22 protein-coding genes are annotated in these 24,094 nt (G+C 69.7%); 12 read left to right on the top strand and 10 right to left on the bottom strand.

Annotated features, from left to right (window positions below; all coding sequences use genetic code 11):
• Window positions 1-33 precede the first annotated feature (33 nt).
• The 6 genes from ACWEKS_RS05210 to ACWEKS_RS05185 all read left to right on the top strand — a co-directional run bounded on the left by ACWEKS_RS05210 (window position 34) and on the right by ACWEKS_RS05185 (window position 7,921).
• A complete protein-coding gene (locus ACWEKS_RS05210; protein WP_452338903.1) occupies window positions 34-948 on the top strand; it encodes a winged helix-turn-helix transcriptional regulator in 915 nt (304 codons plus the stop codon).
• 69 nt (window positions 949-1,017) lie between these two features.
• Complete coding sequence (locus ACWEKS_RS05205; protein ID WP_452338902.1) at window positions 1,018-2,478, top strand: carotenoid oxygenase family protein; 1,461 nt, start codon at window positions 1,018-1,020, stop codon at window positions 2,476-2,478.
• Window positions 2,479-2,492: 14 nt separating this feature from the next.
• Window positions 2,493-3,701 carry an LLM class flavin-dependent oxidoreductase gene (locus ACWEKS_RS05200; protein WP_452338901.1) on the top strand — a complete coding sequence of 403 codons (1,209 nt, stop codon included), beginning with the start codon at window positions 2,493-2,495 and terminating at the stop codon, window positions 3,699-3,701.
• Entirely contained in the window at window positions 3,694-4,878 is a 1,185-nt protein-coding gene (locus ACWEKS_RS05195; RefSeq protein ID WP_354846448.1) for an acetyl-CoA C-acyltransferase, read from the top strand. The genes ACWEKS_RS05200 and ACWEKS_RS05195 overlap by 8 nt, the downstream gene beginning before the upstream one ends.
• Before the next feature lie 68 nt (window positions 4,879-4,946).
• A complete protein-coding gene (locus tag ACWEKS_RS05190; protein WP_452338900.1) occupies window positions 4,947-6,671 on the top strand; it encodes a class I adenylate-forming enzyme family protein in 1,725 nt (574 codons plus the stop codon).
• 26 nt (window positions 6,672-6,697) lie between these two features.
• Window positions 6,698-7,921: an acetyl-CoA acetyltransferase gene (locus tag ACWEKS_RS05185; RefSeq protein ID WP_452338899.1), complete on the top strand. Its 1,224-nt coding sequence runs from the start codon at window positions 6,698-6,700 to the stop codon at window positions 7,919-7,921.
• Between the two features lie 82 nt (window positions 7,922-8,003).
• Here ACWEKS_RS05185 and ilvD read toward each other — a convergent pair whose 3' ends face one another.
• Window positions 8,004-9,857 (bottom strand): dihydroxy-acid dehydratase, encoded by a 1,854-nt coding sequence (ilvD, locus tag ACWEKS_RS05180; protein ID WP_452338898.1) that lies wholly within the window; start codon window positions 9,855-9,857, stop codon window positions 8,004-8,006.
• Window positions 9,858-9,961: 104 nt separating this feature from the next.
• Here ilvD and ACWEKS_RS05175 point away from each other — a divergent pair, with 104 nt between their 5' ends.
• On the top strand, window positions 9,962-10,558 hold the full coding sequence (locus tag ACWEKS_RS05175) for a TetR family transcriptional regulator (RefSeq protein WP_452338897.1): 597 nt from the start codon (window positions 9,962-9,964) through the stop codon (window positions 10,556-10,558).
• Window positions 10,559-10,565: 7 nt separating this feature from the next.
• On the opposite strand, the gene ACWEKS_RS05170 is transcribed toward ACWEKS_RS05175, so the two are convergent.
• From ACWEKS_RS05170 to ACWEKS_RS05160, 3 genes are all read right to left on the bottom strand, one after another.
• Window positions 10,566-10,961 (bottom strand): nitroreductase family deazaflavin-dependent oxidoreductase, encoded by a 396-nt coding sequence (locus ACWEKS_RS05170; RefSeq protein WP_452338896.1) that lies wholly within the window; start codon window positions 10,959-10,961, stop codon window positions 10,566-10,568.
• Window positions 10,962-11,173: 212 nt separating this feature from the next.
• Window positions 11,174-11,515, bottom strand: a complete 342-nt coding sequence (locus ACWEKS_RS05165; RefSeq protein WP_452338895.1) for a hypothetical protein — start codon at window positions 11,513-11,515, stop codon at window positions 11,174-11,176.
• Between the two features lie 159 nt (window positions 11,516-11,674).
• Complete coding sequence (locus tag ACWEKS_RS05160) at window positions 11,675-12,517, bottom strand: NAD-dependent protein deacetylase (protein ID WP_452338894.1); 843 nt, start codon at window positions 12,515-12,517, stop codon at window positions 11,675-11,677.
• A 125-nt stretch (window positions 12,518-12,642) separates the two neighbouring features.
• Between ACWEKS_RS05160 and ACWEKS_RS05155 the strand changes: the two genes are divergently transcribed.
• Window positions 12,643-13,434 (top strand): SDR family oxidoreductase, encoded by a 792-nt coding sequence (locus tag ACWEKS_RS05155; protein WP_452338893.1) that lies wholly within the window; start codon window positions 12,643-12,645, stop codon window positions 13,432-13,434.
• 24 nt (window positions 13,435-13,458) lie between these two features.
• Here ACWEKS_RS05155 and ACWEKS_RS05150 read toward each other — a convergent pair whose 3' ends face one another.
• On the bottom strand, window positions 13,459-14,454 hold the full coding sequence (locus tag ACWEKS_RS05150; protein WP_452338892.1) for a 1-aminocyclopropane-1-carboxylate deaminase/D-cysteine desulfhydrase: 996 nt from the start codon (window positions 14,452-14,454) through the stop codon (window positions 13,459-13,461).
• A gap of 114 nt (window positions 14,455-14,568) precedes the next feature.
• On the opposite strand from ACWEKS_RS05150, the gene ACWEKS_RS05145 reads away from it, so the two are divergent.
• Together ACWEKS_RS05145 and ACWEKS_RS05140 are read left to right on the top strand one after the other, a co-directional pair.
• Window positions 14,569-15,432, top strand: a complete 864-nt coding sequence (locus ACWEKS_RS05145; RefSeq protein WP_452338891.1) for an SDR family oxidoreductase — start codon at window positions 14,569-14,571, stop codon at window positions 15,430-15,432.
• 21 nt (window positions 15,433-15,453) lie between these two features.
• Window positions 15,454-16,764 (top strand): phytoene desaturase family protein, encoded by a 1,311-nt coding sequence (locus tag ACWEKS_RS05140; RefSeq protein WP_452338890.1) that lies wholly within the window; start codon window positions 15,454-15,456, stop codon window positions 16,762-16,764.
• Window positions 16,765-16,861: 97 nt separating this feature from the next.
• Here the strand turns inward: ACWEKS_RS05140 and ACWEKS_RS05135 are convergent, their stop codons facing one another.
• Window positions 16,862-17,533 (bottom strand): TetR/AcrR family transcriptional regulator, encoded by a 672-nt coding sequence (locus tag ACWEKS_RS05135; protein ID WP_452338889.1) that lies wholly within the window; start codon window positions 17,531-17,533, stop codon window positions 16,862-16,864.
• A gap of 70 nt (window positions 17,534-17,603) precedes the next feature.
• On the opposite strand from ACWEKS_RS05135, the gene ACWEKS_RS05130 reads away from it, so the two are divergent.
• Window positions 17,604-19,022, top strand: a complete 1,419-nt coding sequence (locus ACWEKS_RS05130; protein ID WP_452338888.1) for a cytochrome P450 — start codon at window positions 17,604-17,606, stop codon at window positions 19,020-19,022.
• Between the two features lie 35 nt (window positions 19,023-19,057).
• Here ACWEKS_RS05130 and ACWEKS_RS05125 read toward each other — a convergent pair whose 3' ends face one another.
• On the bottom strand, window positions 19,058-20,062 hold the full coding sequence (locus ACWEKS_RS05125) for a TY-Chap domain-containing protein (RefSeq protein WP_452338887.1): 1,005 nt from the start codon (window positions 20,060-20,062) through the stop codon (window positions 19,058-19,060).
• Between the two features lie 124 nt (window positions 20,063-20,186).
• Here ACWEKS_RS05125 and ACWEKS_RS05120 point away from each other — a divergent pair, with 124 nt between their 5' ends.
• Window positions 20,187-20,978 carry a phosphatidylethanolamine N-methyltransferase family domain-containing protein gene (locus ACWEKS_RS05120; protein ID WP_364616770.1) on the top strand — a complete coding sequence of 264 codons (792 nt, stop codon included), beginning with the start codon at window positions 20,187-20,189 and terminating at the stop codon, window positions 20,976-20,978.
• Here ACWEKS_RS05120 and ACWEKS_RS05115 read toward each other — a convergent pair.
• The 3 genes from ACWEKS_RS05115 to ACWEKS_RS05105 all read right to left on the bottom strand — a co-directional run bounded on the left by ACWEKS_RS05115 (window position 20,971) and on the right by ACWEKS_RS05105 (window position 24,052).
• Window positions 20,971-22,257 (bottom strand): diguanylate cyclase domain-containing protein, encoded by a 1,287-nt coding sequence (locus ACWEKS_RS05115; RefSeq protein ID WP_452338886.1) that lies wholly within the window; start codon window positions 22,255-22,257, stop codon window positions 20,971-20,973. The two genes, ACWEKS_RS05120 and ACWEKS_RS05115, sit on opposite strands and share 8 nt — an antisense overlap.
• Before the next feature lie 34 nt (window positions 22,258-22,291).
• Complete coding sequence (locus tag ACWEKS_RS05110) at window positions 22,292-23,101, bottom strand: SAM-dependent methyltransferase (protein ID WP_452338885.1); 810 nt, start codon at window positions 23,099-23,101, stop codon at window positions 22,292-22,294.
• 171 nt (window positions 23,102-23,272) lie between these two features.
• Window positions 23,273-24,052 (bottom strand): M50 family metallopeptidase, encoded by a 780-nt coding sequence (locus tag ACWEKS_RS05105; RefSeq protein WP_354846495.1) that lies wholly within the window; start codon window positions 24,050-24,052, stop codon window positions 23,273-23,275.
• Window positions 24,053-24,094: the final 42 nt, after the last annotated feature.

Here is a 24,094-nt window from a genome sequence, read left to right as displayed (position 1 = left end):
GTAGGTCCCCACCCATAAAGTACAGTTATTGAAGTGACGAATCCGGTAGCCGCGACCTTCGATCTGCTCGGCGATCGCCTGACGCTGACGATCCTGCGGCATGCCTTCGTCGACCACGCGCGCCGGTTCACCCAGTGGGCCGATCGCACCGCAGCGCCGCCCGCCGTGCTCACCGCGCGGCTGGCGGCGCTCGTCGATGCCGGGGTGCTGGTACGCACGCCCCGGCCGGGCGCGGTCGATCGCTACGAATACCGGCTCACCGACCTGGGTTTGGCGACCTGGGAGATCCTGGTGTGCGTCTGGTCCTGGCAGCGGGAGTGGACGGCCGAGTGGGCGCTGCTGCCGGAGTTCACGCACACCCGGTGCGGGCATCGCGGCCCGCCGGTCGTCATGTGCCGGGGCTGCGGCCGCGACGTCACTGCCCACGACACCGAGGTGGAACTGGATCGGGATGCGCTGTGGCGCCTCACCTCCGGCCGCCGGCGCTCGGTGCGGGCGGCCCCGCTCGCCCGCGGCGACGCGCGTTTCGACGAGATCATGGAGGCCATCGGCGACCGGTGGAGCGCGGCCGTCACCGGGCTGGCCCTGGCCGGAGCGCGGCGGTTCTCGGATTTCCGTGCGGCACTGGGCATCTCGCCGACCACGCTCACCGAACGGCTGGCGCGCCTGGTGGACGCGGGCATCCTGCAGCGGCCCGAGCCGGACGGGCGCGACTATCGGCTGACCCCGCGCGGGCGAGCGCTGTTCGGGGTCTTCGCCTTCCTGCTGGCCTGGTCCCAGCGCGCACATCCGGAGACGCCGGAACCGGGTCTGAGCCTCCGGCACAAGGAATGCGGCGCGGTGCTGGTCCCCGCGCTGCGCTGCCGGGGCTGCGCGGCCGTGCTCGGCCGGCGGGACGTGCGCTTCGAGCCGCCGCCCGAGCGCCCGGCTCTTGACAGCCCTGAGTGAGACGCGTATCACTTCATTAACTGTAGTGAATCTCGCCGGGTGTCGACTCCCGGTCGCTGGAGGCTTCGCATGCCGCTCAACGAAGAACTCATCGCTCCCGCCGCCGAGGCGCTCACCAACCCGTATCTGGAAGGCCCGTACGCGCCGTGCGCGCAGGAGACCACGGCCACGAATCTCACTGTGCTGCACGGAGAGCTGCCGGCCGACCTCGACGGCGTCTACGTCCGCAACGGCCCCAATCCGCAGTTCGCCCCCATCGGCCGCTACCACTGGTTCGACGGCGACGGCATGCTGCACGCGGTCCACTTCGAGAACGGCCGGGCCACGTACCGCAACCGCTTCATCCGCACGGGCGAGTTCGATGCCGAGCATGCGGCGGGAACCGCGTTGTGGCGCGGCGTGATCGAACCCTGGGAGCACAATCCGCCCGGTGACCGCCGCGAGCGCAATGCGGCCAATACCGATGTCGTCTACCACCACGGCAATCTGCTGGCCCTGTGGTACCGGGCGGGCAAGCCCTACGCGCTCGACCCGGTCAGCCTCGAGACCCGCGGCGTGGACACCTTCCAGGGCACCCTGCGCGGCGAGGTGTCGGCGCACGCCAAGGTGGACGAGCGCACCGAGGAACTGTTGTTCTTCGACTACGGCATCCATTCGCCGTATCTGCGCTACGGGGTGGCCGACCCGGGCGGCACCGTCACGCATTTCACCGGGCTGGAACTACCCGGCCCGCGTCTGCCGCACGACATGGCGATCACCGAGAATCATTCGATCCTCATGGATCTGCCGCTCTACAACGATCCGCGCGCGGCCGCGGCCGGCCGCTTCAAGATCTTCTTCGACCGCACGCTGCCCAGCCGGTTCGCGGTGCTGCCGCGGTATGGCGAAGGGGCGCAGTCGAAGTGGTTCGAGGCCGAATCCGGCTACATCTACCACACCGTCAATTCCTGGGAGGAGGGCGAGGAGATCGTCCTGGTGGTCTGCCGGGTCTCCGAACCCAGCCCGGTGTCCGACCGCGCTCACCCCCTGGCCCAGCTGCTGGCCTATCTGCGCCCGGAAGCGAAGCTGCACAGGTACCGCTTCAACCTCCGCACGGGCGTCACCCGCGAGGAGGTCATGGACGACGTCAACACCGAGTTCCCCGCCATCGATCAGGGCCGCACCGGCCGCGCGGGCCGCTACTCGTATCAGATGCGGCTGTCGGTCGACCGCACCATGATCTTCGACGCCGTCATCAAATACGACATCCGCACGGGCGCAAAGCAGACCGCGCCCTTCGGCGACGGCATCTTCGGCAGTGAGCTCACCGTGGTCCCGCGCCCCGGCGGCACCGCCGAGGACGACGCCTGGCTCACCATGTTCGCCCACAACAACCACACCGGTCTCGGCGAGGTGTGGATCTACGACGCCGCCGACCTCACCGCGGGCCCCGTGTGCCGCCTCGGCCTGCCGGTCCGGGTCCCGCTCGGCTTCCACGCCACCTGGGTCAGCGGGGACCGCATGCGCGCCGCCGCCCGCCCGCTCTCCTGAAAAAGGTTGTCCGCGTGCCCCTTCCGCATCTGAGTGTCAGCCTCCCGTACTGGCAGAACCGTGACCCCCTGGACGCCCTGCTGGTGGCCGAGGCCGCCGACAAGCTCGGCTTCCACCGCCTCTGGATCGGCGAGATGGCGACCTTCGACGCCTTCGCCCTGGCCACCGCCCTCGGCCGGGCCCCGGGCCGGATCCCGCTGTGCCTCGGCCCGCTCGCCGTCGGCGTCCGCAGCCCCGCGACCATCGCCATGGGGACGGCCACCGTGGCCGCCCTCACCGGCCGCCCGGTCGACATCGCCCTGGGCAGCTCCAGCACGGTGGTGGTCCGTGACTGGCACGGCCGCCGAAGGCACCGCACCGCACGGCATCTGGAGGAGACGACCCGGATCGTGCGGGCCCTGCTGGCCGGGGAGAAGGTCGAATACGACGGCCTGATCGAACGCATGCGAGGATTCCGTCTCCGCCTGCCCGCCCTGCGCCCGACCCTGGCCCGCAGCGTGCACGGACCGGATGGGCCGGCCGAGATCGGCTGGCCCACTGTGGGATCCGAGCACGGCCGGGCATCCTCGAACGGCCATGGCCGAGAACATTGGTCGCGGCACCCCACTCTCGGCCCGTCGACCGGCGGCGAGATCATTGTCGCGGCCTTCGGCGAGCGGGCGCTGGAGGCCGCCGCGCGCTGCGCCGACCGGGTGGTGCTGAATCTGGTGACCCCGGCCCAGGTTGCCCGATGTGTCACCGCGCTGGGCGAATTCGCCGCGCGGGCCGGGCGCGCGGCGCCGCCGGTCTCCGTGTGGGTGATCGCGGCCGCGGATCCCGACCCCGACATGTACACGACCGTCCGGCAGGGTGTCGTCGGATACCTGCGCGCCCCCGGGTATGACGCCATGTTCACCGAGGCCGGATTCGGAGACGTGGTCCGGCTGGCGCACGGCGGAGCTCATCCGCGTGCGGTGCTGGCGGCCATTCGGGATGAATTGCCCGCAGCCGTAGGCATGTTCGGCGATACCCGAACAGTGGCGGCCCGCCTCGGCGAGTACGGGGACGCGGGGGCCGACGAGGTGGTCATCGTGCCGGTGACGACGGCCGACGACCCGGCCGGATATCGGACCCTCGACGCGCTCACCGGGATCGTTACGGGATCGGGCCCCGGAGTGCCGGAGACTGGCGGAGAAGAGTCCGACCCGGAGTCGGCAGAACAGCGGAGGCATATCGATGAGTGAGGCGTTCGTCTATGACGCGGTGCGGTTGCCGCGGGGGCGGGTGCGCAAGGGTGGGGGCACCTTGGCGGAGGTTCCGCCGTACGAGTTGTTCGGGCAGTTGCTGGCGGCGCTGGAGGAGCGGGGCTGTCCGCCGGCGGCGGTCGACGACGTGCTGGTCGGGGTGAGTACCGCGGTGGGGGAGCAGGGCGCGAATGTGGCCCGGGCCGCGGTGTTGTGGGCGGGATGGCCGGATTCCGTACCGGGGGCGGTGGTTTCGCGACTCTGCTGTTCCGGTCTGGACGCGGTGGAGGGCGCGGCGGCGCGGGTGGCGGCCGGGTTCGCGGATGTGATCGTCGCGGGCGGGGTGGAGTCGATGTCGCGGGTGCCGATGCTGGCGGATCGGCCGGCCATCGCCGGGGACGCCGATCTGGGGGAGCGGACCGGGTTCGTCACCATCGGGGTGTCGGCGGATCTCACGGCGGCCGAGTACGGCATCACCCGGCCGGAGCTGGACGCCTTCGCGGTGCGGTCGCATCGAAAGGCCAGCAGCGCAGCCACATCGGCGTCGGTGATCCCGGCCCGCAAGGGCGGCACCGTGCTGCTCGCCGCCGACGAGGGCGCGCGGCCGGACGCGTGCGCGTCGGCCTTCGCGGCGCTGCCCACCCTGTTCGGAGCCGATCCGTCCTGGGAGCGGGTGGCCCGCCGGACGCCGCAGGCGCGGCGTCCCGTCGCCGGGCTGCACACCATTGCCACCGCGCCGCAACTGGCCGACGGGGCTTCGGCACTGCTGCTGGGCAATCGGCGCGCCGAGCACATGCTCGGGCGGCCGCCGGTGGCGCAGATCGTGGGCACGGCCCAGACGGCCGTCCGCTCACCGCTGCTGACCGCGCCGACCAGTGCGGCCCGGGTGGCCCTGCAGCGGGCGGGCATCTCGCCCGCGCAGCTGGATGTGATCGAGGTGAACGAATCCTTCGCCGTCACACCGCTGGTGCTCATGCGTGAGCTCGGAGTGGACGCGGCGCGGGTGAATCCGTCCGGCGGTGCGGTGGCGGTCGGGCATCCGCTCGGCGCGACCGGCGGGATCCTCATCGCCCAGGCGCTGGACGAGCTGCGCCGCCGCGACGGCGAGCACGCGCTGGTCGCCATTCCCGCCGCGCTCGGGCTCGGCTCGGCCGTGGTGCTGCGTCGCATGACCTGACCCGCGGCCCGCACTGTCACCGGACCAGCTGCGCCGTCACCGGACCAACTCATCACCAGGGAACTCCGATGGTCGAAATCTCCTCCTCCGCAACGACGTCCCCCGCCCGCCCGGTGCACGCCTGCCATCCGGCGGACACCGTGCGCACCTACCTCGAGCGCGGCTGGTGGCAGCCCGAGACGATTCCCGACGTCCTCCGCCACCGCGTCACCGAGGCCCCCGACGCGCCCGCCATCACCGACCCGGCCAACCTGGCGGACCTGACCGGCGCGCACCCGCGCACCCTCACCTGGCGCGAACTCGACGACCACGTCAGCGATATCGCGGCGGTCCTGCTGGCCAACGGGATTCGGCAGGGCTCCACCGTTGCGATCCAACTGCCCAACTCGATCGCCCTGACCGCCGTATACCTCGCACTGTGGCGGCTGGGCGCGGTGGCCACGCCGATGCCCGCGTCGTTCCGGCGGCACGAGCTGTCGGGCATTGTCGCGGCGACCGTGGCCGAGGCCGTCATTACCGTTGGGGCGCTGGGAGATCGGGCACTCGCGGCGGAGGCGCTGACGGTTATCGGCGGGCAGGGCGCTGTCTTCGCCTTCGGGCCGGGCGTCCCGGAGCAGGCGATCGCCCTCGACGGCCCGGTCGGCGCAGCTGCCCGCAAGCGGGTACGTGACTACACCTGTGCGCTCCCCGTCACCGTCAACGATCGCATCACCATCTGCTGGACCAGCGGCACCGAGGCCGCGCCCAAGGGCATTCCGCGCTGCCACGGCGACTGGCTCGCCGTGGCGGGCGGCGTCCAGGACGGGCTCGGCATGACCCCGGATTCGGTGGTGCTCAACCCCTTTCCCATGGTGAACATGGCCGGATTCGCGGGCTCGTTCCTGCCGTGGCTGCTGGCGGGCGGGCATCTGGTCCAGCACCACCCATTGGATCTGCCCGTGTTCTTCCGGCAGCTCGCCGAGCACCGGGTCACCCACACGAGCATGCCGCCCGCCCTGCTCACCATGCTGCTGCAGAACGACGCCCTGCGCGCCCGCGCCGACCTGTCCTCGCTGCGTACGGTCGGCTCCGGCGGTGCGCCGCTGCCGCCGCCGGTGGTGCGGCGCTGGCAGGAGGAACTGGGCATTCAGGTGATCAACTTCTTCGGATCCAACGAGGGAGTGAGCCTGCTGGGCACACCGGCCGATCTACCGGATCCCACCCTGCGCGCCCAGCATCTGCCGTACTACGGTGCGGCCGGGGTGCGCTGGTCCACCAGACTGGCGGAACGGACAGCGGTGAAACTGGTCGACGTCACCACCGGGGCGACGGTCACCGAGATCGGCGGACGCGGCGAACTGCGCCTGCGCGGCCCGGCCGTCTTCGGCGGCTATCTGCCCGGCACCGCCACCGCCGAGCCCTTCGACGACGAGGGATACCTGTGCAGCGGTGACGTTTTCGAACGATGCGGCGACGGCGGCCGGTACCTGCGCTTCGTCGACCGCGTGAAGGAGATCATCATCCGCGGCGGCATGAACATCGCGCCCGCCGAGATCGAGGGGCTGCTCATCGACCATCCCGCGATCGCGGATGTCGCCGTGGTCGGCTACCCCGACGCGGTGCTCGGCGAAAAATGCTGTGCCGTGGTCGTTCCCGCGCCCGGCGCCACCGTGACCCTCGCCGACCTGGTCGAGCATCTGCAGGCCCGCGAGGTCGCCTCGTTCAAACTACCCGAGCGCCTGGAGCTCACCGATACGCTGCCGCGCAATCCGGTCGGCAAACTGCTGCGCCGGGAACTACGCGCCCGGCTCTGACCACTCTTCGATCGCAGGAGGACCCCGTGTCCGTGCACATTCTGGGCGGCGGCCAAACCGATTTCGCCGTCAACTGGCACCGCGTCGGCCTCGGTTTCGACGCCCTGATCCGCGCCGTCCTGGACGAGACGCTCGCCGCCGTCCGCCTCGACGCCACCGCGATCGAGGTGATCCACATCGGCAATGCCTTCGGCCAATTGTTCACCGGCCAGGGCCAGCTCGGCGGCATGCCCGCCACCATCCATCCGGAGCTGTGGGGCATTCCGGCCGCCCGCCACGAGGCCGCCTGCGCCTCCGGCAGCATGGCCGCCCTCGCCGCCATGGCCGATCTCGAATCCGGCCGCTACGACTGCGCACTCGTGATCGGCGCGGAGCTGGAGAAGACCGTCCCCGGCGGGCAGGCGGCCGCCTACATGGGCGCGGCGGCCTGGGCGGGCCACGAGACTCAGGACACCGACCTGGTGTGGCCGACCCAGTTCGCCGCCATCGCGGCGGAATACGACCGGCGCTACGGCCTCGATTCCGCTCACCTGCGCGCCATCAGCGCGCTCAATATCGTGAATGCCCGCTCGAATCCCCGTGCCCAGACCAGGAATTGGTCCTACACCGACGCTAGCTTCACCGCCGACGACACCGCCAACCCACCGGTGGCCGGTGTCCTGCGCCGCCAGGACTGCAGCCAGATGACCGACGGCGCGGCGGCCGTGATTCTCGTCTCGGACCGGTTCCTGCAGCGGCACAGCACCATCCGCCCCGACACCACCGCGCTGATCTCGGGCTGGGGCCACCGCACGGTCGGCCTTTCGCTCGACGCGAAGATCCACGCCTCCGCCGCCGAACCCTATGTCTTCCCACACCTGCGCACCGCGGTCCTCGACGCGCTGTCCCGCGCCGGTCTGGCCGATATCCACCAGCTCGGCGGCCTCGAGGTTCACGACTGCTTCTCCATGTCGGAGTATGTGGCCATCGACCACCTCGGCCTCACCGCGCCCGGCGAGAGCTGGAAGGCCGTGGAATCGGGCGACATCACCCGCACCGGCAGCCTGCCGATCAACCCCGGCGGCGGGCTGATCGGCATCGGCCACCCGGTCGGCGCGACCGGTGTCCGCATGCTTCTCGACGCGTACCAGCAGGTCACCGGACAGGCGGGCGACTGCCAGCTGCCGGGCGTCACCCGCTACGGCACCGTGAACATCGGCGGCAGCACCACCACGGTCGCGAGTTTCATCGCCGAATCCGTGCCCGGCTGACCCCGGGACGGCCCGGAGTCGCCACCACACCGGACGCGGGCCGTGCGCACCGCGGTCACCTCTCACCCGGCGAGTTCGGTTCTCACCCGGCCAGTTTGGCGGGGTCGCGCACCGCGCCCCGGTCGGCCGAGGTGGCCAGCAGGGCATAGGTTTTCAATGCCAGCGAGATCTCACGCTCACGATGGCGCGGCCGGTAGCCGCCGTTCGCCTCCAATTCCGAGCGGCGGGTGGCCAATTCGGCGTCGTCGACGTGGAGGGTCAGGGAGCGCGACGGGATGTCGATGGTGATGGTGTCGCCGTCCTCGACGAGCGCCAGCGGGCCACCCGCCGCTGCCTCTGGGGAGATGTGGCCGATGGAGCAGCCGGAGGAACCGCCCGAGAAGCGGCCGTCGGTGATCAGCGCGCACTCCCGGGCCAGGCCCAGGCCCTTGAGATATGAAGTCGGATACAGCATTTCCTGCATGCCCGGCCCGCCGCGCGGACCCTCGTAGCGAATGACCAGCACGTCACCGGCCTTGATCCGGCGCGACAGGATCGCCTCGACCGCATCCTCCTGCGACTCCACCACCACGGCGGGACCGGTGAAGGTGTGCATGTGCGCGGCCACGCCCGCGGACTTCACCACAGCCCCATCGGGAGACAGGTTGCCGCGCAACACCGCGAGGCCGCCGTCGCGCGAATGGGCATGGGCGACATCGCGAATGCAGCCCGCTGCGGCATCCAGATCGAGGGCGTGCCAGCGCTCGGACTGGGAGAAGGCGCTGGCCGACCGCTTGCCGCCGGGAGCGGCGTGGAACAGCTCCCGCGCCGCCGCGGAGGGGCGCTCGGCGCGCACGTCCCACTCGGCCAGCCACGCGTCGAGTGAATCCGCGTGCACCGCATGCACATCGCGGTGCAGCAGTCCGGCCCGGTTCAGCTCGCCGAGCAGCGCCGGGATGCCGCCCGCGCGGTGCACGTCCTCGATCAGATAGTCGCCATTGGGCGCCACCTTGCACAGGCACGGCACCTGCAACGACATCTTCTCGATCTCGGTGAGCGTGTAGTCCAGCCCGGCCTCCTGCGCCGCCGCGAGCAGGTGCAGCACCGTGTTGGTGGATCCGCCCATGGCCAGGTCCAGGGCCATCGCATTGTCGAAGGCCTGGTGGGAGGCGATGTTCCGGGGCAGGACCGAGGCATCGTCCTCGTCGTAGTAGCGGCGCGCCAGGTCCATGACCGTGCGTCCCGCCGCCCGGTACAGCTCGGCCCGGGCGGTGTGGGTGGCCAGCGTGGTGCCGTTGCCCGGCAGCGCCAGGCCCAGCGCCTCGGTGAGGCAGTTCATGGAGTTGGCGGTGAACATGCCCGCGCACGAGCCGCAGGTCGGGCAGGCGTTCTCCTCGATGCGCTCCAGATCCGCGTCGGACACCTCGGGCGAGACCGCCTCGGCCATGGTGACGATGAGGTCGAGCCGGCTGCGCACCGTGCCGTCGACCAGCACCGCGGTGCCGCCCTCCATCGGTCCGCCGGAGACGAACACCGTCGGGATGTTCAGTCGCAGGGCCGCCATGAGCATGCCCGGAGTGATCTTGTCGCAGTTGGAGATGCACACCAGCGCGTCGGCGCAGTGCGCGTTCACCATGTACTCGATCGAATCCGCGATCAGGTCCCGGGACGGCAGCGAGTACAGCATGCCGCTGTGCCCCATGGCGATTCCGTCATCGACCGCGATGGTGTTGAACTCCCGCGCGATACCGCCCGCCGCCCGCACCGCCTCGGAGACCATGCGGCCGACCGGCTGGAGGTGGGTGTGGCCCGGCACGAACTCCGTGAAGCTGTTCGCGATCGCGATGACGGGCTTGCGGCCGATATCCGCCGAGGGCACGCCGCTGGCCCGCATCAGGGCGCGGGCCCCGGCCATGTTCCGTCCGTGCGTGACCGTACGGGAGCGCAACTCGGGCACGATGCCACCTCCTCCTCAATCTGCAACCAGATGGTTGCAACCGTGTGGTTGGAGTTTGCCACGCCCGCGGGCCCAAACGCAACCGTGTGGTTGGAGATGGTTGGATGGACGTCATGGCGTGGGATACCGAGAGGACCAGACGGCTGCTGCTCGAGGCGGCGGTACTCGAGTTCGCCGAACGCGGACCCGACGGCGCCCGGGTGAACGCCATCGCGGCCCGCGCCGGGATCAACAAGGAACGCATCTACCAGTACTTCGGCGACAAGCGCGGCCTGTTCGAGGCCGTGCTCACCGACCAGCTCGAGCAGCTCGCCGCCGCCAGTCCGCTGACCGCCGACAAGGCCGGCGACCTGGCCGAGTACGCCGGGCACGTCTTCGACTTCCACCGCACCCACCCGCAGTTCCTGCGCCTCATGTACTGGGAAGGGCTGCAACCGCAGGACGGTCAGCTACCGGGCGAGTCCGCCCGTGCCTCGCACTACGCGGACAAGGTCGCCGCGCTGGCGGCCGCCCAGCGGGCGGGCGCCCTGCCGGACGAGGTCGCCCCCGGCTACCTGCTGTACGCGGTGGCGGCCCTGGCCGCCTGGTGGTTCGCCGCCCCGCAGGTGGTGCGGATGATCCTGGGCGCGGACGCCGACGATCCGGAAACCCTGCGCGCGGCATTGGTCACGCTGGTGCGCCGGCTCGAGGTCCGGGACTAGCGGCGCGTCACTCCCCGGAAGCGATGTTCGCGACGAACAGCGGGAGCCGGCGGGCGGCGATCCGGGCGGGGAACGGGACTTCCGGGCCCGCCTCGCCGCGGCCGACTATACGGGGATTGACGAGTTTGTACTGGCGAAAAGCGTGAGAGGTAGCGGCTTCTCCGGCGGCGAGAACGTTTTTGATCCAATCGGTCCGGCCGTGGCCCATGACCACATAGAGCGAGCCGTCGAAGCGAAAAGCGTTGACCGGTGTGGAATACGCTCGGCCCGACTTGCGGCCGCGGTGTTCGATCACGGCGAACCCGGGCAGATACGGCGCGAGCGGGCGAACCACCGGGTTCATATACCTGACCTGTAAGCGGTCCAGCCACGCCGGGAACATGTTGGGTTCGGTTGTCGGCATTTCGGTGCCCCCTGTCCGCGCCTGATGTCTCAGACAGACTACAACCTCGCTCCCGGCCAGCGAGGATTCGGCGCGTCGACCGCGAGTGCTGCGTGAAGGAGGACTGATGGTGTCACCGGCTCCAGCCCCCGACGACATGCCGCTCGACGGAGTCACCGCTGTAACCCCGGGAAGGCCGCCGTCGGAGGTCGGCTGCTGTGTGCGGTATTCGCTCAGCTCTTGGCCGCGGGCTCGGCGGTCTGCCCGGCGTGCTCGGTGGTGTCGGCCGTACGCTCCGCTCTGATGTCGGCCTGCCACTTCTCGAAATCGGTTCGCATCACCTCGATCTGATGTTCGAGGGCTTCTCTGGTGTCCGACCACCACTTCTGGGCGACGTCCCGCAGTTCGGCCGTGGTCTTCTCGAACTCGCTGCCTTCGCGCTCGAAGGTCGCCTCCAGCTCCTCCCGACGTGCCTGGAGCGCGGCGCGGTTCTGCTCGCGCGCCGCGGCGGACGACTCCTCGAACCGCTTCACCTGTGCGGCGAGGTCCATCAGCGATTCCGACAATGGTTTCATAGTCTTGTCCTCTCGAATCTCTGGATCCGCGTTGGGGATCCGGCATCGGCCACCACCAAGCCTGGCTTCCGCGACCGGCGGGTCCAAGGGCAGAACGTCCTCTGAAATACCTGCCACTCGGCATCGATTGCCCCGTCCGCCGCGTTGTGTCGGTCGAAATCAGCTGGGGATGAGGGCGTCTGACAATGCGGTGAGTACAGGGGCGCAGCCGGTGTCGAGAATGAGGGTGGCCAGGGCATCGGCACGGGTGCCGCCGCGGTTCAGGATGATGAGCGGGCGGCCGGATTTGGCGGTGCGCCGGGCGAAGCGGAGACCGGACATGACCGTCAGGGACGAGCCGACGACCAGGAGGGCGTCGGCGGAGTCCACCAGGTCGAGGGCCGCCGCGACGCGGGGTTTGGGGACCGATTCACCGAAGTAGACGATGTCCGGTTTGAGGAGGCCGCCGCAGTGCAGGCAGTCGACCATCCGGAATGAACCGGTATCGGCCACGACCGCGTCGGCGTCGGGCGCGACTTCGAGACCGTCGAGGGAAACCGATTCGGCGAAGCCGGGATTGGCGGCCTCGAGCCGTTCGGCCAATGCCATGCGGGAGGTGAGCGCGTCGCAGGTGAGGCAGCGGACCCGGGCGTAGACGCCGTGCAGGTCGATGACCCGGCGATGACCGGCCTTGGTGTGCAGCAGATCCACGTTCTGGGTGAGCAACCCGGTGACGAGGCCCGCCCGTTCCAGGCGGGCCAGCGCGCGATGCGACGGATTCGGCCGGGCCGCGTCCATCCGCCGCCAGCCCACGTGATTGCGGGCCCAATAGCGTTGGCGGAACACAGGATCGCCGACGAACTGCTGATATGTCATCGGCGTCCGGGGCGGTGCGCCGGGGCTGCGGTAGTCGGGGATCCCACTGTCGGTGGAGATGCCCGCACCGGTGAGCACCGCGACCCTGCGGCCGGAGACCAGGTCCAGCAGGCGATCGAGCTGCTGCGCGGAACCGGAATCGGGCATGCGGCCAGCCTACGACGCGTCCGTCGGGTGCCGCCGGTCACGTCGTGTCACATCCGCCGGCCCTGCGTCGTCTCTTTGGCAGGACGCCACCACGGCGGCGGCGCGAGACGAAGGAGATGGTCATCATGGCGAAGACGGTTCTGGTCACCGGCGGCACCGGCACCCTGGGCAGCCTGGTCACCCCGCTGCTGCGGGAGTCCGGCGTGCACCTGCGCGTGCTGAGCCGCACCGCGCGGATGGCGCAGGACGGCATCGAGTACGTGGCCGGCGACCTGCAGACGGGCGCGGGTATCGCCGAGGCGGTCGCCGGCGTCGACACCGTCCTGCATCTGGCGGGCACCACCAAGGGCGACGGTGAGAAGGCGCGCACCCTGGTCGAGGCCATCCAGGCTGCGGGCGTGTTCCCGCACCTGATCTACATCTCGGTGGTCGGCGCGGACCGGATCCCGGTGGAGAGCGCCATCGACCGCCAGACCATGGCCTACATGGCATCGAAGCGGGAAGCCGAACTGGTGGTGGAGAATTCGGGCCTGCCGTGGACCACCCTGCGCGCCACCCAGTTCCACGACCTGCTCTTCACCATGGTCTCGGCGCTGGGCAGGATGCCGCTGGTGCCGGTCTTCGACTTCCGCTTCCAGCCCATCGAAACCGCCGAGGTGGCAGCACGATTGGTGGAACTGACCCTGGGTGAGCCCGCGGGCCTGGTCGACGAGATCGGCGGCCCGCGCATCTACACCATGAAGGAACTCGAGCGCAGCTACCTGGAGGCCACCGGCCGCCACCGTCCGGTCTTCACCATGAAGGTCCCGGGCAAGGCGGCCCGCGCCTACGCCGCGGGCGGCAACCTCACCCCGGAGCACGCCGCCGGCGGCCGCACCTGGGAGGAATTCCTGGCCGCCAAGCTCGTGGTCGCGTGAGCGGACGACCTGCGGAAACCGGTGTCAGCGCGGTCCGTTGGTGTTGAGGTACACCACCGGACCGTCGAACCGGCCGTGCGCGTTCATGTCCAGCAGCGCGGCCATGGCTTTCGCGGTGTAGACCGGCTCCAGCCGCATGTGCTCCCGATCCTCCGAAAGTGCCAGTGCCGTAGCTGCTTCCGGCATCGGATAGCCGTATCCCGGACCGAGGTAATCGGTGACGATATCCAGATTGGCGGTGGGGGAGAGGTGCTCGGGTAACCGCGCGCCGCGGGACCGCAGCAGCCGCTCGGTACGGCCCGCCAGCTTGGCGAGCGCCGGTTCGTCGAGGCGCAGCGTGTCGTTCACGACCACACCCACCACCCGCGTGCGCAATCCGGCCAGCCGCAAGCCGAGTGACAGCCCCGCCGCCGTCCCGCCCGACCCGACCGGAATCACGATGTGGCCCGGCTCCGGAATCTCCCCGGTGCTCACCTGGTCCGCCAATTCCAGTGCGGCCTCGACATATCCGAGCGCACCCACCGGCGACGACCCGCCCGCGGGCAGGAAGTAGGGCGGTCGCAGGCCGGTGAAATGCCGGGCCAGCAGATACGGAGCGCTCAGGATCGTGCGCGCCTTGGTGTGGGTGAAGTGCAGTTCGGCGCCCGAGGCCCGCAATCGCTCGAGTTGTGCCCGCACATGCTCGTCGACCGGCTGATCCACCAGCGCCAGCACGGTTTTCAGCCCGTGTTCGTGCCCGTACAGCGCGGTCGCCAGCCCCCAGTTGGTGCCCAGCCCGCCCACCGTCACGATGGTGGTCCGCTGCCGGCGCAGTGCGTCGGGCAGCAGCCATTCCAGCTTGCGGACCTTGTTGCCGCCCCAGCCGCCGTCACCGAAAGCGCTGTCGTCCTTGAGCCAGATGTCGGCGCCCGCCGTGTCGAGGGCCTCCAGTCTCCGCACCGGCGTCGGGCCGGTCCCCAGCCTCACGTGGGGCAGGGTCCGCTGGAGCTCGGGGTAGCGGCGGTGCAGGTGCGGGGTCATCACGCCAACCCTATCGACTGTCCAGTTTTTCGACGAGTGTGGTGGGCAGCACACGGGCGCCGAATTCGCTCCTGCTACGTTCCGAACTGTCATTAACTTCGGCAAGGAGATTTCATGCCTGGTGTAACCGATCGCGTCGTCATTGTCACCGGAGCCGGTGGCGGACTGGGCCGGGAGTACGCATTGCTGCTCGCCCGCGAGGGCGCGCTGGTCGTCGTCAACGACCTCGGCGGTGCGCGCGACGGCTCCGGATCCGGGCACAATATGGCCGACGCCGTGGTCGAGGAGATCCGCGCGGCCGGCGGCACCGCCGTCGCCAACTACGACAGCGTCGCCACCGAGGAGGGGGCGAAGGCGCTGGTCCAGACCGCGATCGACAGCTTCGGCGCGGTGCACGGCGTGGTCAACAACGCGGGCATCCTGCGCGACATGAGCTTCGTGAAGATGACCCCCGAGGCCTTCGAGGCCGTGCAGCGCGTGCACCTGTTCGGCTCGTTCTTCGTCACCCACGCCGCCTGGCCGCACTTCCGCGAGCAGGGTTTCGGCCGCGTCGTCATGGCCACCTCCACCTCCGGCCTGTACGGCAACTTCGGCCAGGCCAATTACGGCGCAGCCAAACTCGGCATGGTCGGCATGATGAACACCCTTGCCATCGAGGGCCGCAAGTACGACATCGGCGTCAATGCCGTCGCGCCTATCGCCGCCACGCGGATGACCGCCGACATCGCCTCGGCCGAGATGCTCGAGAAGCTGCCGCCCGCCCAGGTCGCGCCCATCGTCGGCCACCTGATGAGCGAGGACTGCACCGACTCCGGCATGGTGCTGGTGGTCGGCGGCGGCTCGGTGCACCGGACCCAGCTGTTCGCCAACCAGCCCGTGTTCTTCAGTGAGGTCCCGACGATGGACCAGGTGCGGGAGAATTGGAGCCGTATTACCGATATGTCCGACGCTCGGCCCGGGGTGAACCCAGCGGGCTGAGCCTGCTCGAGGGGGCTCGCCATGAGCGAGAACACGTGGGACGCACTGGTTGTCGGAGCCGGAGCGGGCGGGCTGTGCGCGGCCGCCCGGCTCTCGCACCACGGCTACCGGACCCTGGTGGTCGAACGCCTGGACCGGATCGGCGGACGAGCCTCCACCACCGAACTCGACGGTTTCATCGTCAATACCGGCGCGGTGGTCGTCGAACTCGGCGGCATCACCGAACGGACCTTCGAGGAGGTGGGCGCGAAATTCGAAGTGCGCCCGGCGGATCCGCCGATTCTGTTCCGCATCAACGGCCGTGACGTGGATGTCACCAGCGGCGGCTGGGGGCTGCTCATCTCCCAGCTGACCCGCCAGGGGGCCAGGCTGCTCACCGGAATCGGCGCGGCCCGTGCTGACGGCGGGCTGCCCGACCGGGAACTGTCCACCGCCGACTGGGTGCGGCGATACACCAAAAACGATGCGGTGCAAGGCATCTTCCGCAATATGTGCGGCTCGATCTTCGCCGTCGGCTCGGAGGAACTCCCCGCGCGCGTGTTCCTCACCTACTTCACCCGCGCGTCGGCGTTCAAGAAGCTCGGCTTCTGCCCGGAGGGCACCATCGGTATCTGGAAGGCCCTGGCGGAGGTGGTGGAACGCAATGGGGGGCAGGTGCGTCTGGGCAGCGAGGTGCAGCAGCTGCTCGTCGAGGACGATCGCGTCGTCGGGGCCCGCATCCGGCACGAGGGTGAAACCTCCGATGTCTCCTGCGCTTTCGCGGTCAGCGACATCGGGCCGTCGGCCACACTGGATCTCGTTGGCCCCGAACATTTTCCGTCCGACTATGTCGGCTCGGTGCTGCAACGCGACCTGCCGTGCGCCATGATCTCGGTCAACTTCGCCAGCCGGGAACCGCTCATCGACGCGCCCGGCCTGCTCAGCTTCGCCCGTACCAGGCGGCTGTGCTACGTCGCCAACTTCACCGCCACCTGCCCGGAGATGGCCCCCGAGGGCTGGCACCTCTACGTCGGCACCGGGGTGCCCAAGCCGTCGGTGGGCGACTTCGACTCCGAGGCCGAAACCGCGCTCGTGCTCCAGGATCTGCGCGAGGAGATCCCGGGCTTCGACACGGCCCGCATCCTGTCCATCGCCGTCACCCGCGACGACTGGCCACCCCAGCGCACGGTCGCCGGCTACGACCTGCCCCACGACACCCCCATCGCGAATCTCTGGAACGTCGGCGACGCGGTCAAGGAGTACGCCAACGGCGGCATCACCGCCTGCACCGAGACCGCGAAGATCGTCGTCGACGAGATCATCGCCAGCGGCGTGGGTCGATCCGCAACGTGACAACTGATTTCGTGGCGATGAGGGTAACTCGTGGGGCACCCCCGGGATCGGTTCGGCACCTGACCGGCAGCACGCGTGCGCGGCCGGCAACGGCTCGTCAGCCGGGCGCCGAAGTCCCGGGGAGGCGGATCAGCTCGGTGATTCCGGGGAGCCGGTCCACCATGGCCACAACGTAATCCGCGACGATCCCGATCAGCACGGGCCGCTCCACCTTCAGGCCGCCGTCGAGCCATACCAGGATCAGCTCGGCCGCGCCGCCGGTGATCAGCTGGGCCAGTGCGGTCAGGGCGGTGTCGTCGCCCTCGGGAATGTCGAGCAGCACCCGCGTCTGCTCGATGAGCAGCTGCGCCACCCGGCGCATGCCCTCGAAGCGGCGGCGCATGAGCATCTCGCTACCGTAGGCCTGCGCGAAGGCGATGTTCGCCCGGCGTGGATCGTCGGTCACCGTGATGATGAGCGCCGCCACCCCCGCCCGCAGCTTCTCCTCGGGCCCGCCGGGGGTTTCGGTCATGGCCGTGCGAGCCTGCTCGAGGGCCGCGCCCTGCACCTCGTCCAGCAGCGCGGAGGCCAGCGCGTCCAGACCGGTGAAGGATTCGTAGAAGAAGCGCGGCCCCACCTTCGCCTGCTCGCACACCCCGCGCACGGTGAGCGCGGCCAGCCCCTGCGTGCCGACGATCTCGAGGGCCGCATCCAGCAGCCGTCGCCGGCGCTGCTCCCGGCGCTCGTCGGTCGTGGTGCCGCGATAGGTCCCGTTGAAAGCTCGCGTCACCCTGACAGCTTGGCACAGAAATCGGGAAACGACCGTTTACGGAAACTTTCGTTTCCGCTACCGTTGAGGCATGGCTGTGCGAAAAGCCGTGGTGAACCATCGAATTCAGTGCCGCGCCGCCGGGGTACTGGAGCGCTATCCCAGCGTGCCGCGGGCACTCGCGACACCGCCGCCGGGCAGCGGGCTCAAACCGGTGATGGGTGACTACGGCCCGCCCGGCATCGGCCACGTGGTGAGCACCCTCGCCGACCCCCTCACCTTCGGCCGCGACCGGATGCGCCGCTACGGCCCCGTGCAGTGGATGGGCGTCTTCGGGCGGCAGGTGGTGGGCATCGGCAGCCCGGCCGCCGTGGAGGAGGTGCTGCTGGACCGCAAGCACGTGCTCTCCGCGCAACAGGGCTGGGAATTCCTCATCGGCCCGTTCTTCCGCGGCGGAATCCTGCTGCGCGACTTCGACGATCACGCCTACCACCGCCGGATCCTGCAGCAGGCCTTCACCCGCCCGCGGCTCATCGGCTACCTCAACCTCACCACCCCGCGCATCGTGCGCGGCGTCGACTCCTGGCGACCCGCCCCCGATTTCCCGCTCTACGACCACGTCAAGCGCATGCTGCTGGAACAGGCCACCGTGGTCTTCGCGGGCGCGGAACTCGGTCCCGAGGGCACCCGCCTGTCCCAGGCCTTCGAGGACGCCGTGCACGGCGGCAAGGCCATCATCCGCACCAATATGCCCGGCGGCGTGTGGAATCGGGGCCTGCGCGGCCGCCGGCTGCTCGAGGACTACTTCCGCCGGGAGCTGCCCGCCAAGCGCGCCGGCGACGGCGAGGACCTGTTCAGCGTCCTCTGCCACGCCGAGACCGAGGACGGCGAATCCTTCACCGACGCCGACATCGTCGACCACATGATCTTCGTCATGATGGCCGCCCACGACACCAGCACCCTGGCCATCTCCATGCTGGCCTACGAACTGGCCCGGCACCCGGAATGGCAGCAGCGGCTGCGCGAGGAATCACAGGCGCTGGGCAAACCCACCCTCGACTACGCCGACCTGGACCGGCTGCCCGCCCTGGAGATGGCCTTCCGCGAAACCCTGCGCATGTACGCCCCGGTCGGCCAGATGGTGCGAGAAGCGCTGGAGGACACCGAGATCGCCGGGTACTTCATCCCCAAGGGTGCGCTGGTCATGGTCGGCTCGTACTCGATGATGCGCAGCGAGGAGTACTGGCACGACCCGGACGTGTTCGATCCGGAACGCTTCGATCCCGCACGCGCCGAGGACAAGTCGCACCGCTTCGCCTGGCCGCCCTTCGGCGGCGGCGCGCACAAGTGCATCGGCCGGTACTTCGGCGGCATGACCGTCAAGGCCACCATGCACCGCATGCTGCTGAACTACCGCTGGAGTGTGCCGGACGGCTATCAGGTGCCCCTGGTCGCCGGTACCGGCCCGACGCCGGCGGACGGCCTGCCGATCCGCCTGCGCCGGCTCTGAGCCTCACCCGCCCCCGGCGGCCGCCGCGTGGCGGCTCACCGGACGTCGCGCGGAATCCCGAGTTCGATATCCAGATAGCGCAATTCCGGATCGCGGCGGCGGCCGTTGCGGAACGCCCGGAACACCAGATCCTGCGGATGCCCGACGGTGAACACCTCGGTGAAGGTGGCCACCGTCCGCCGCGGCGCGCCCTCCAGGCTGGGATTGAACCCGGTCTTGGCCAGTGGACCCTCCCAGATGAGCGCCGCCCCGCCGGGCACGCTGTGCGGGGCGAAACTCCAGCCCAGCTCGCGCATGCGCCGGTCGAACTCGCCCGCGCCGAGTCCGGCCACATCCCAGCCGCTGGCCTCGTTGAAAAGCTGCCTGCCGTGCAGGAATTGAACGAAGCACGGGTCCGGTCCGGGGTGCGGAGTGCTGAGGTTGATCACCCCGTCCCAGGGCAGCGTGGTCAGCGCCCAGCTCAGCCTGTCCTCGAAGTCGGCCCAGTTCGAACACGCCACCGGCGCTTCGCGCTCGCTGGGGCGGTCGGCGGGCAGGCCGTAGCTGCCGCTGCCGGGCGCGTCCATGCTCCAGGTGGCGAAACGCAGCCGGTCCCCGTCCATGTCGAGCCCGTCGCGCAACACCGCCACCACGGATTCGGCCACGCCGCGCCGATGATCGATCGACTCCCCGCGCTGCCATCCGGTGCTCCATTCGCGCGCCAGCCGCGGCTGCTGGTGCACCCGCTGCATGGCCCGCCACTGCGGATCCGGTGCGGTGGCATCGGATTCCGAGGGCAGCGGCACCGGATCCCAGGTGCCGTCGGGTTGCGCGCGCAGCACGGTGAGCAGCGCTTCGGCCTCGGCGGTGTCGTCGGGGACGGCGATCAGCACCTCGATCTCGGTGCCCTGCTGCGCGAAATGCACACGGCGGCCGGTGAGTTCGTCACGAACCTGAACGAAGCGCGGGTTCCATCCGAGTCCGGACTCGTCGGCGTCCTCGTCCTCCTCGAGAAAAAAAGGCATCCATTCGATCAGCACATCCCATCCCTGCGAACCCACCTTGCCTCCCTCCGGGTTCTCGCCAAACTACCCCCCGGCCACCTTTCGCGCCCCCCGGTGGGTACCGGCCAGGCTGTGCACTGTGGTAGAACCTGTTCTAGTTTTTCCACCTGAAGGACCGCGAATGAACTGGTACACCGGCAATACCGTCTACGACACCGTGCTCACGATCGCTTTCGCGTTCGCAGCTTTCGTGCTGATCGGCGGCCTCTTCGGGCAGAGTCCCTACGGCCGCTTCGCCACCGCCAAGCTCGGACTCAATCTCAATCCGAAGCTCGGCTGGTGGTTGATGGAGATTCCGGCCACCGTGGTCTTCGCTGTCGCGTACCTCAGCGGTCCGCGCCGCTTCGAGCCGACTTCCCTGGTGCTGGCGGCCATCTGGATTCTGCACTACGGCAACCGCGGCTGGTTCTTCCCCCTCTCCATTCGCCAAGTGCCCGGCAAGACCAGCAGTTTCAATGTTTCCGTGCTCGGCATGGGCATGTTCGTGACCGCGCTGCACGGCTACCTCAATGGTGCGCTCTTCAGCCACGATTATCTCGGGCAGTACGGCACGGATTGGCTGACCGACCCGCGCTTCATCATCGGGCTGATCGTCTACCTCTGCGGTTTCGCGCTGCTGGTGAGCTCGGAGGGGATCGTCCGGAATCTTCGCGACAAGAACAACCCGGGGGCAACGGAATACAAGATCCCGTACGGTCTGGGATTCCGATTCGTCACCAGCCCCACCTATCTCGGCGAACTGGTCGCCTGGGCCGGATTCGCCATTCTCACCTGGGCGCTGCCCGGCGTGGTCATCTTCCTGATCACCTTCGGCAATCTGGTGCCGCGCGCCTTCGCCACCCACACCTGGTACCGGGAGAAGTTCGAGGACTACCCGGCGGAGCGAAAAGCGCTGGTGCCGTTCGTCATCTAGGCTCGCCGAGCGCGCCGTGGCGCAGCGCCTTGTCGCGGTACATGGCGACGTCCACGGCGTGCATGAGCTCGTCGATGGCGGTGGAATCGGTGTCCACCAGCGCGGTGCCGATGCTCGCGCCCACCTGCACCAGCAGTCCCGCCACGTCGAACGGATCGCGCAGCGCGGCCAGCAGGCCGTCCGCGACGGTGTCCAATTCGTCCTGACCCGAGCAGTTCTCGACCAGGACGATGAACTCGTCACCGCCCAGCCGCGCCGCCACCCCGTTCGGCGGCAGGGCCCGGCGCAGCCGCTGGCCCACCTCGCACAGCACCCGGTCGCCGGCGGTGTGGCCGCGGCGGTCGTTGATCTCCTTGAAGCCGTCCAGATCCAGGTAGCAGACCCCGACCTGGCCCGTGGCCGCGGCGAGACGGTCGAAGAACAGCAGGCGGTTGGGCAGGCCGGTGAGCGAATCGTGGTGGGCGTCGTACCAGAGCTGATCGGCCAGCTGCTTGCGGTCCGTGACATCGACGGTGACGCCGATCAGGAAGCGCGGCTTACCCTCGCTGTCGCGGACCACCGTCATGGACAGGTCGATGGTGGTGTGCGTGCCGTCCGGCTTGGTGTGCCGGGTCTCGAAGCGGAAGCGGTCGATCTCACCGGAGAGCAGGCGCTGGAACAGGGAGAACGCCTCACCGATGTTCTCGGGGCCGAGAATGTCGGCCACGGTATGGCCGGGCATGGACTCGGCGGCGACGCCCAGGGTGTCGGCGAAGGCGTTGTTGACGTCGACCACCTTGCCGGTGGCGGCATCGACGGTGCCGATGCCCACCGACGCCCCCTCGAAGATGGCCTGGAACCGCGCCTCCGACAGCTGGCGGCGCGCCTCGGCCTCCTGGACCGCGGTGAGGGCGGCGCCGAGCGTCGTCTCCTGCTCGGCCAGCGCCACATTGCGCAGCCCGGCGGTGAACTCGGCGGCGAATTCCGCGGCCAGTTCGATGGCGCGATCGCGGACCGGCCCGTAGTCCGCGCAGCCGGGGTCGGGGCAGGCGTCGGTCACCAGGTCCTTGCACAGCACCAGCACCGAGCGGTGCACGGCCAGCGGGTCACGGTAGTTGGCGGCCACCAGGGCGACCGCGGCCTCCCGCGCCACCGACATGTCCCCGGTGCCGCGCACGGCCGCGATCAGGCGGTCACCGAAACCGTCGAGCAGATCCTCCACCTGGGCCCGGGTGAGCGTCGGCGCGACCGCGCCATCGAGAGCGGCGGCCCATCGGACCGCCAACTCGTGTGCTGCCACCGGTGACCCCCTGCCCCTGACTCGTCCGAACCACTCAGGCCTTGCGGCCCACACCCGCCAGTCCCAGCGAACGGCCCGGCGCCTCATGCTGGTCACGGTCGGATTCCGGCCGCCACAGCGGCAATTCCACCACACCGGGCTCGATCGGCTCCCACTTGCCGAACAGCGCGGCGATCTCGTCGCGGCTGCGGAACTGCAGTCCTATCTTGCTGACATTGTGCGAGTTCTCCACCAGCTTCGCCGCGTCGTCGGGGCGCGTGGCCGAGGTGAGATGCGAAATCGCGACGTAGCTGCCGACGGGCACGGCGTCGTGGAGTGCGTTGACCTTGTCGATGGGGGCGTAGTCGTCGCTCATCAGGTGCAGGACCGCAATGAGAAGGATGCCGACAGGTTGGTCGAAGTCGATGATGCCGGTGCCCCGCGCCTGCTCCAGCAGCGCCGCGGGCTCGCGTAGGTCGGCCTCGATGGCGGCCACCCGGTCATTGCCCCGCAGGATGGCGCGGGAGTGGGCCACGGCCACCGGATCGATATCGACGTAGAGCACCCGGCACTCCGGATCGATGGCATGCGCCACCTCGTGCACATTGCCCGCGGTCGGAATGCCGGAACCGATGTCGAGGAACTGCCGCACACCCGAATCCACCAGGAAGCGCACCGCGCGCCGCAGGAAGGCCCGATTGCTCAGCGCCAGCCGCGGCAGGTCGGGGACCAGCGACTTGCCCGCCGCGGCGGCCTGCCGGTCGACCTCGAAGTTGTGCGAGCCGCCCAGTAGCGCGTCGTACATGCGCGCGGGGCTGGGCCGGGTCATGTCCACGCCCTCCGGGGCCCATGCCGGTCGTTCCATCCCGAATCCCTCCTTGCCGCAACGATGGAGTGCCCGCCTGCGGTGCGGGCGGGCCAAAGATCCGGGCAAATCCGGTGTTCGGGATCACCCGGACGGTGTAGGGCGAATGTTAGTCCCCGTTCACCAGAAACCTTGCAGCGATACCACTCTCGCCCTGAGGTGGGAGAATGCTCACCCGGCGGTTGACGCCGCGCAGGTGCTGTGCGTGAGCGGGGGCACGCAGACCCCGGTCACATCCGCGAGCAGCAGCCGCGCGCCGAAGGCCAGTGAGCACAGCGCAATCGCGCCGAAGGCCAGCACCCACAGCAGGCCCGGGATCCGGGTCAGGTGGGCCAGCTGGTCGGCGTCGGAGTTCGGCTCGTGTGCGCGATTGCGCTGCAGCTCGATCACCGGCCGCACCGCCGCCAGCAGCAGGAACCAGGCCGCCAGATACGCCAGCGCCGCCTGGGTGGTGTCGCTGCCGAACCAGGACACCGCGAACACCACGCCGCCGGTCACCAGGATCGACAGCAGGCCGTACCAGTTGCGCACCTTCACCAGCAGCACCAGCAGCAGCGCGATGGTCAGCCACAGCATGAGCGTGAGGCGATGCGCGCCCAGCAGCGCCGCGTAGGCCAGTCCCAGCAGCGCGGGCGCGGGGTAACCGGCCGCGGTGGTCAGGATCATGCCGAGTCCATAGGGTTTCCCGCTCGACACCGTGAGTCCGGAAGTGTCCGAATGCAATCGGATGCCGTTGAGCCGCCGCCCGGTGAGCAGCGCCGTGAACGCGTGCCCGCCCTCGTGGGCGATGGTCACCGCATTGCGCAGAATCCGCCACGTCGGCCGGAACGCCACCAGCAGCAGCGCCACCACACCGGTCCCGACCACCAGTTGCCACGGCGGCGGTGACTGTGTGGTGGACAGCCGATCCACGACCGTGCTACCCCGCTGAACGAATTCCGCTGTATTCACCGCCGCACCCTATCGACTCCGGCCGAGAGCGACCACAGCTCG

The organism is Nocardia sp. NPDC004711 (assembly GCF_053601595.1).
Note: the sequence above shows the minus strand (reverse complement) of the source record. Positions and strands in the feature narration are given on the sequence as shown.

What these genes read in the sequence shown, in the direction of transcription:
- ACWEKS_RS05110 (WP_452338885.1), bottom strand. Translation starts at nt 23,101, where the DNA reads ATGGAACGACCGGCATGGGCCCCGGAGGGCGTGGACATGACCCGGCCC.
- ACWEKS_RS05155 (WP_452338893.1), top strand. Translation starts at nt 12,643, where the DNA reads ATGGCGAAGACGGTTCTGGTCACCGGCGGCACCGGCACCCTGGGCAGC.
- ACWEKS_RS05170 (WP_452338896.1), bottom strand. Translation starts at nt 10,961, where the DNA reads ATGCCGACAACCGAACCCAACATGTTCCCGGCGTGGCTGGACCGCTTA.
- ACWEKS_RS05160 (WP_452338894.1), bottom strand. Translation starts at nt 12,517, where the DNA reads ATGCCCGATTCCGGTTCCGCGCAGCAGCTCGATCGCCTGCTGGACCTG.
- ACWEKS_RS05150 (WP_452338892.1), bottom strand. Translation starts at nt 14,454, where the DNA reads ATGACCCCGCACCTGCACCGCCGCTACCCCGAGCTCCAGCGGACCCTG.
- ACWEKS_RS05145 (WP_452338891.1), top strand. Translation starts at nt 14,569, where the DNA reads ATGCCTGGTGTAACCGATCGCGTCGTCATTGTCACCGGAGCCGGTGGC.
- ACWEKS_RS05195 (WP_354846448.1), top strand. Translation starts at nt 3,694, where the DNA reads ATGAGTGAGGCGTTCGTCTATGACGCGGTGCGGTTGCCGCGGGGGCGG.
- ACWEKS_RS05130 (WP_452338888.1), top strand. Translation starts at nt 17,604, where the DNA reads ATGGCTGTGCGAAAAGCCGTGGTGAACCATCGAATTCAGTGCCGCGCC.
- ACWEKS_RS05175 (WP_452338897.1), top strand. Translation starts at nt 9,962, where the DNA reads ATGGACGTCATGGCGTGGGATACCGAGAGGACCAGACGGCTGCTGCTC.
- ACWEKS_RS05120 (WP_364616770.1), top strand. Translation starts at nt 20,187, where the DNA reads ATGAACTGGTACACCGGCAATACCGTCTACGACACCGTGCTCACGATC.
- ACWEKS_RS05190 (WP_452338900.1), top strand. Translation starts at nt 4,947, where the DNA reads ATGGTCGAAATCTCCTCCTCCGCAACGACGTCCCCCGCCCGCCCGGTG.
- ACWEKS_RS05205 (WP_452338902.1), top strand. Translation starts at nt 1,018, where the DNA reads ATGCCGCTCAACGAAGAACTCATCGCTCCCGCCGCCGAGGCGCTCACC.
- ACWEKS_RS05165 (WP_452338895.1), bottom strand. Translation starts at nt 11,515, where the DNA reads ATGAAACCATTGTCGGAATCGCTGATGGACCTCGCCGCACAGGTGAAG.
- ACWEKS_RS05140 (WP_452338890.1), top strand. Translation starts at nt 15,454, where the DNA reads ATGAGCGAGAACACGTGGGACGCACTGGTTGTCGGAGCCGGAGCGGGC.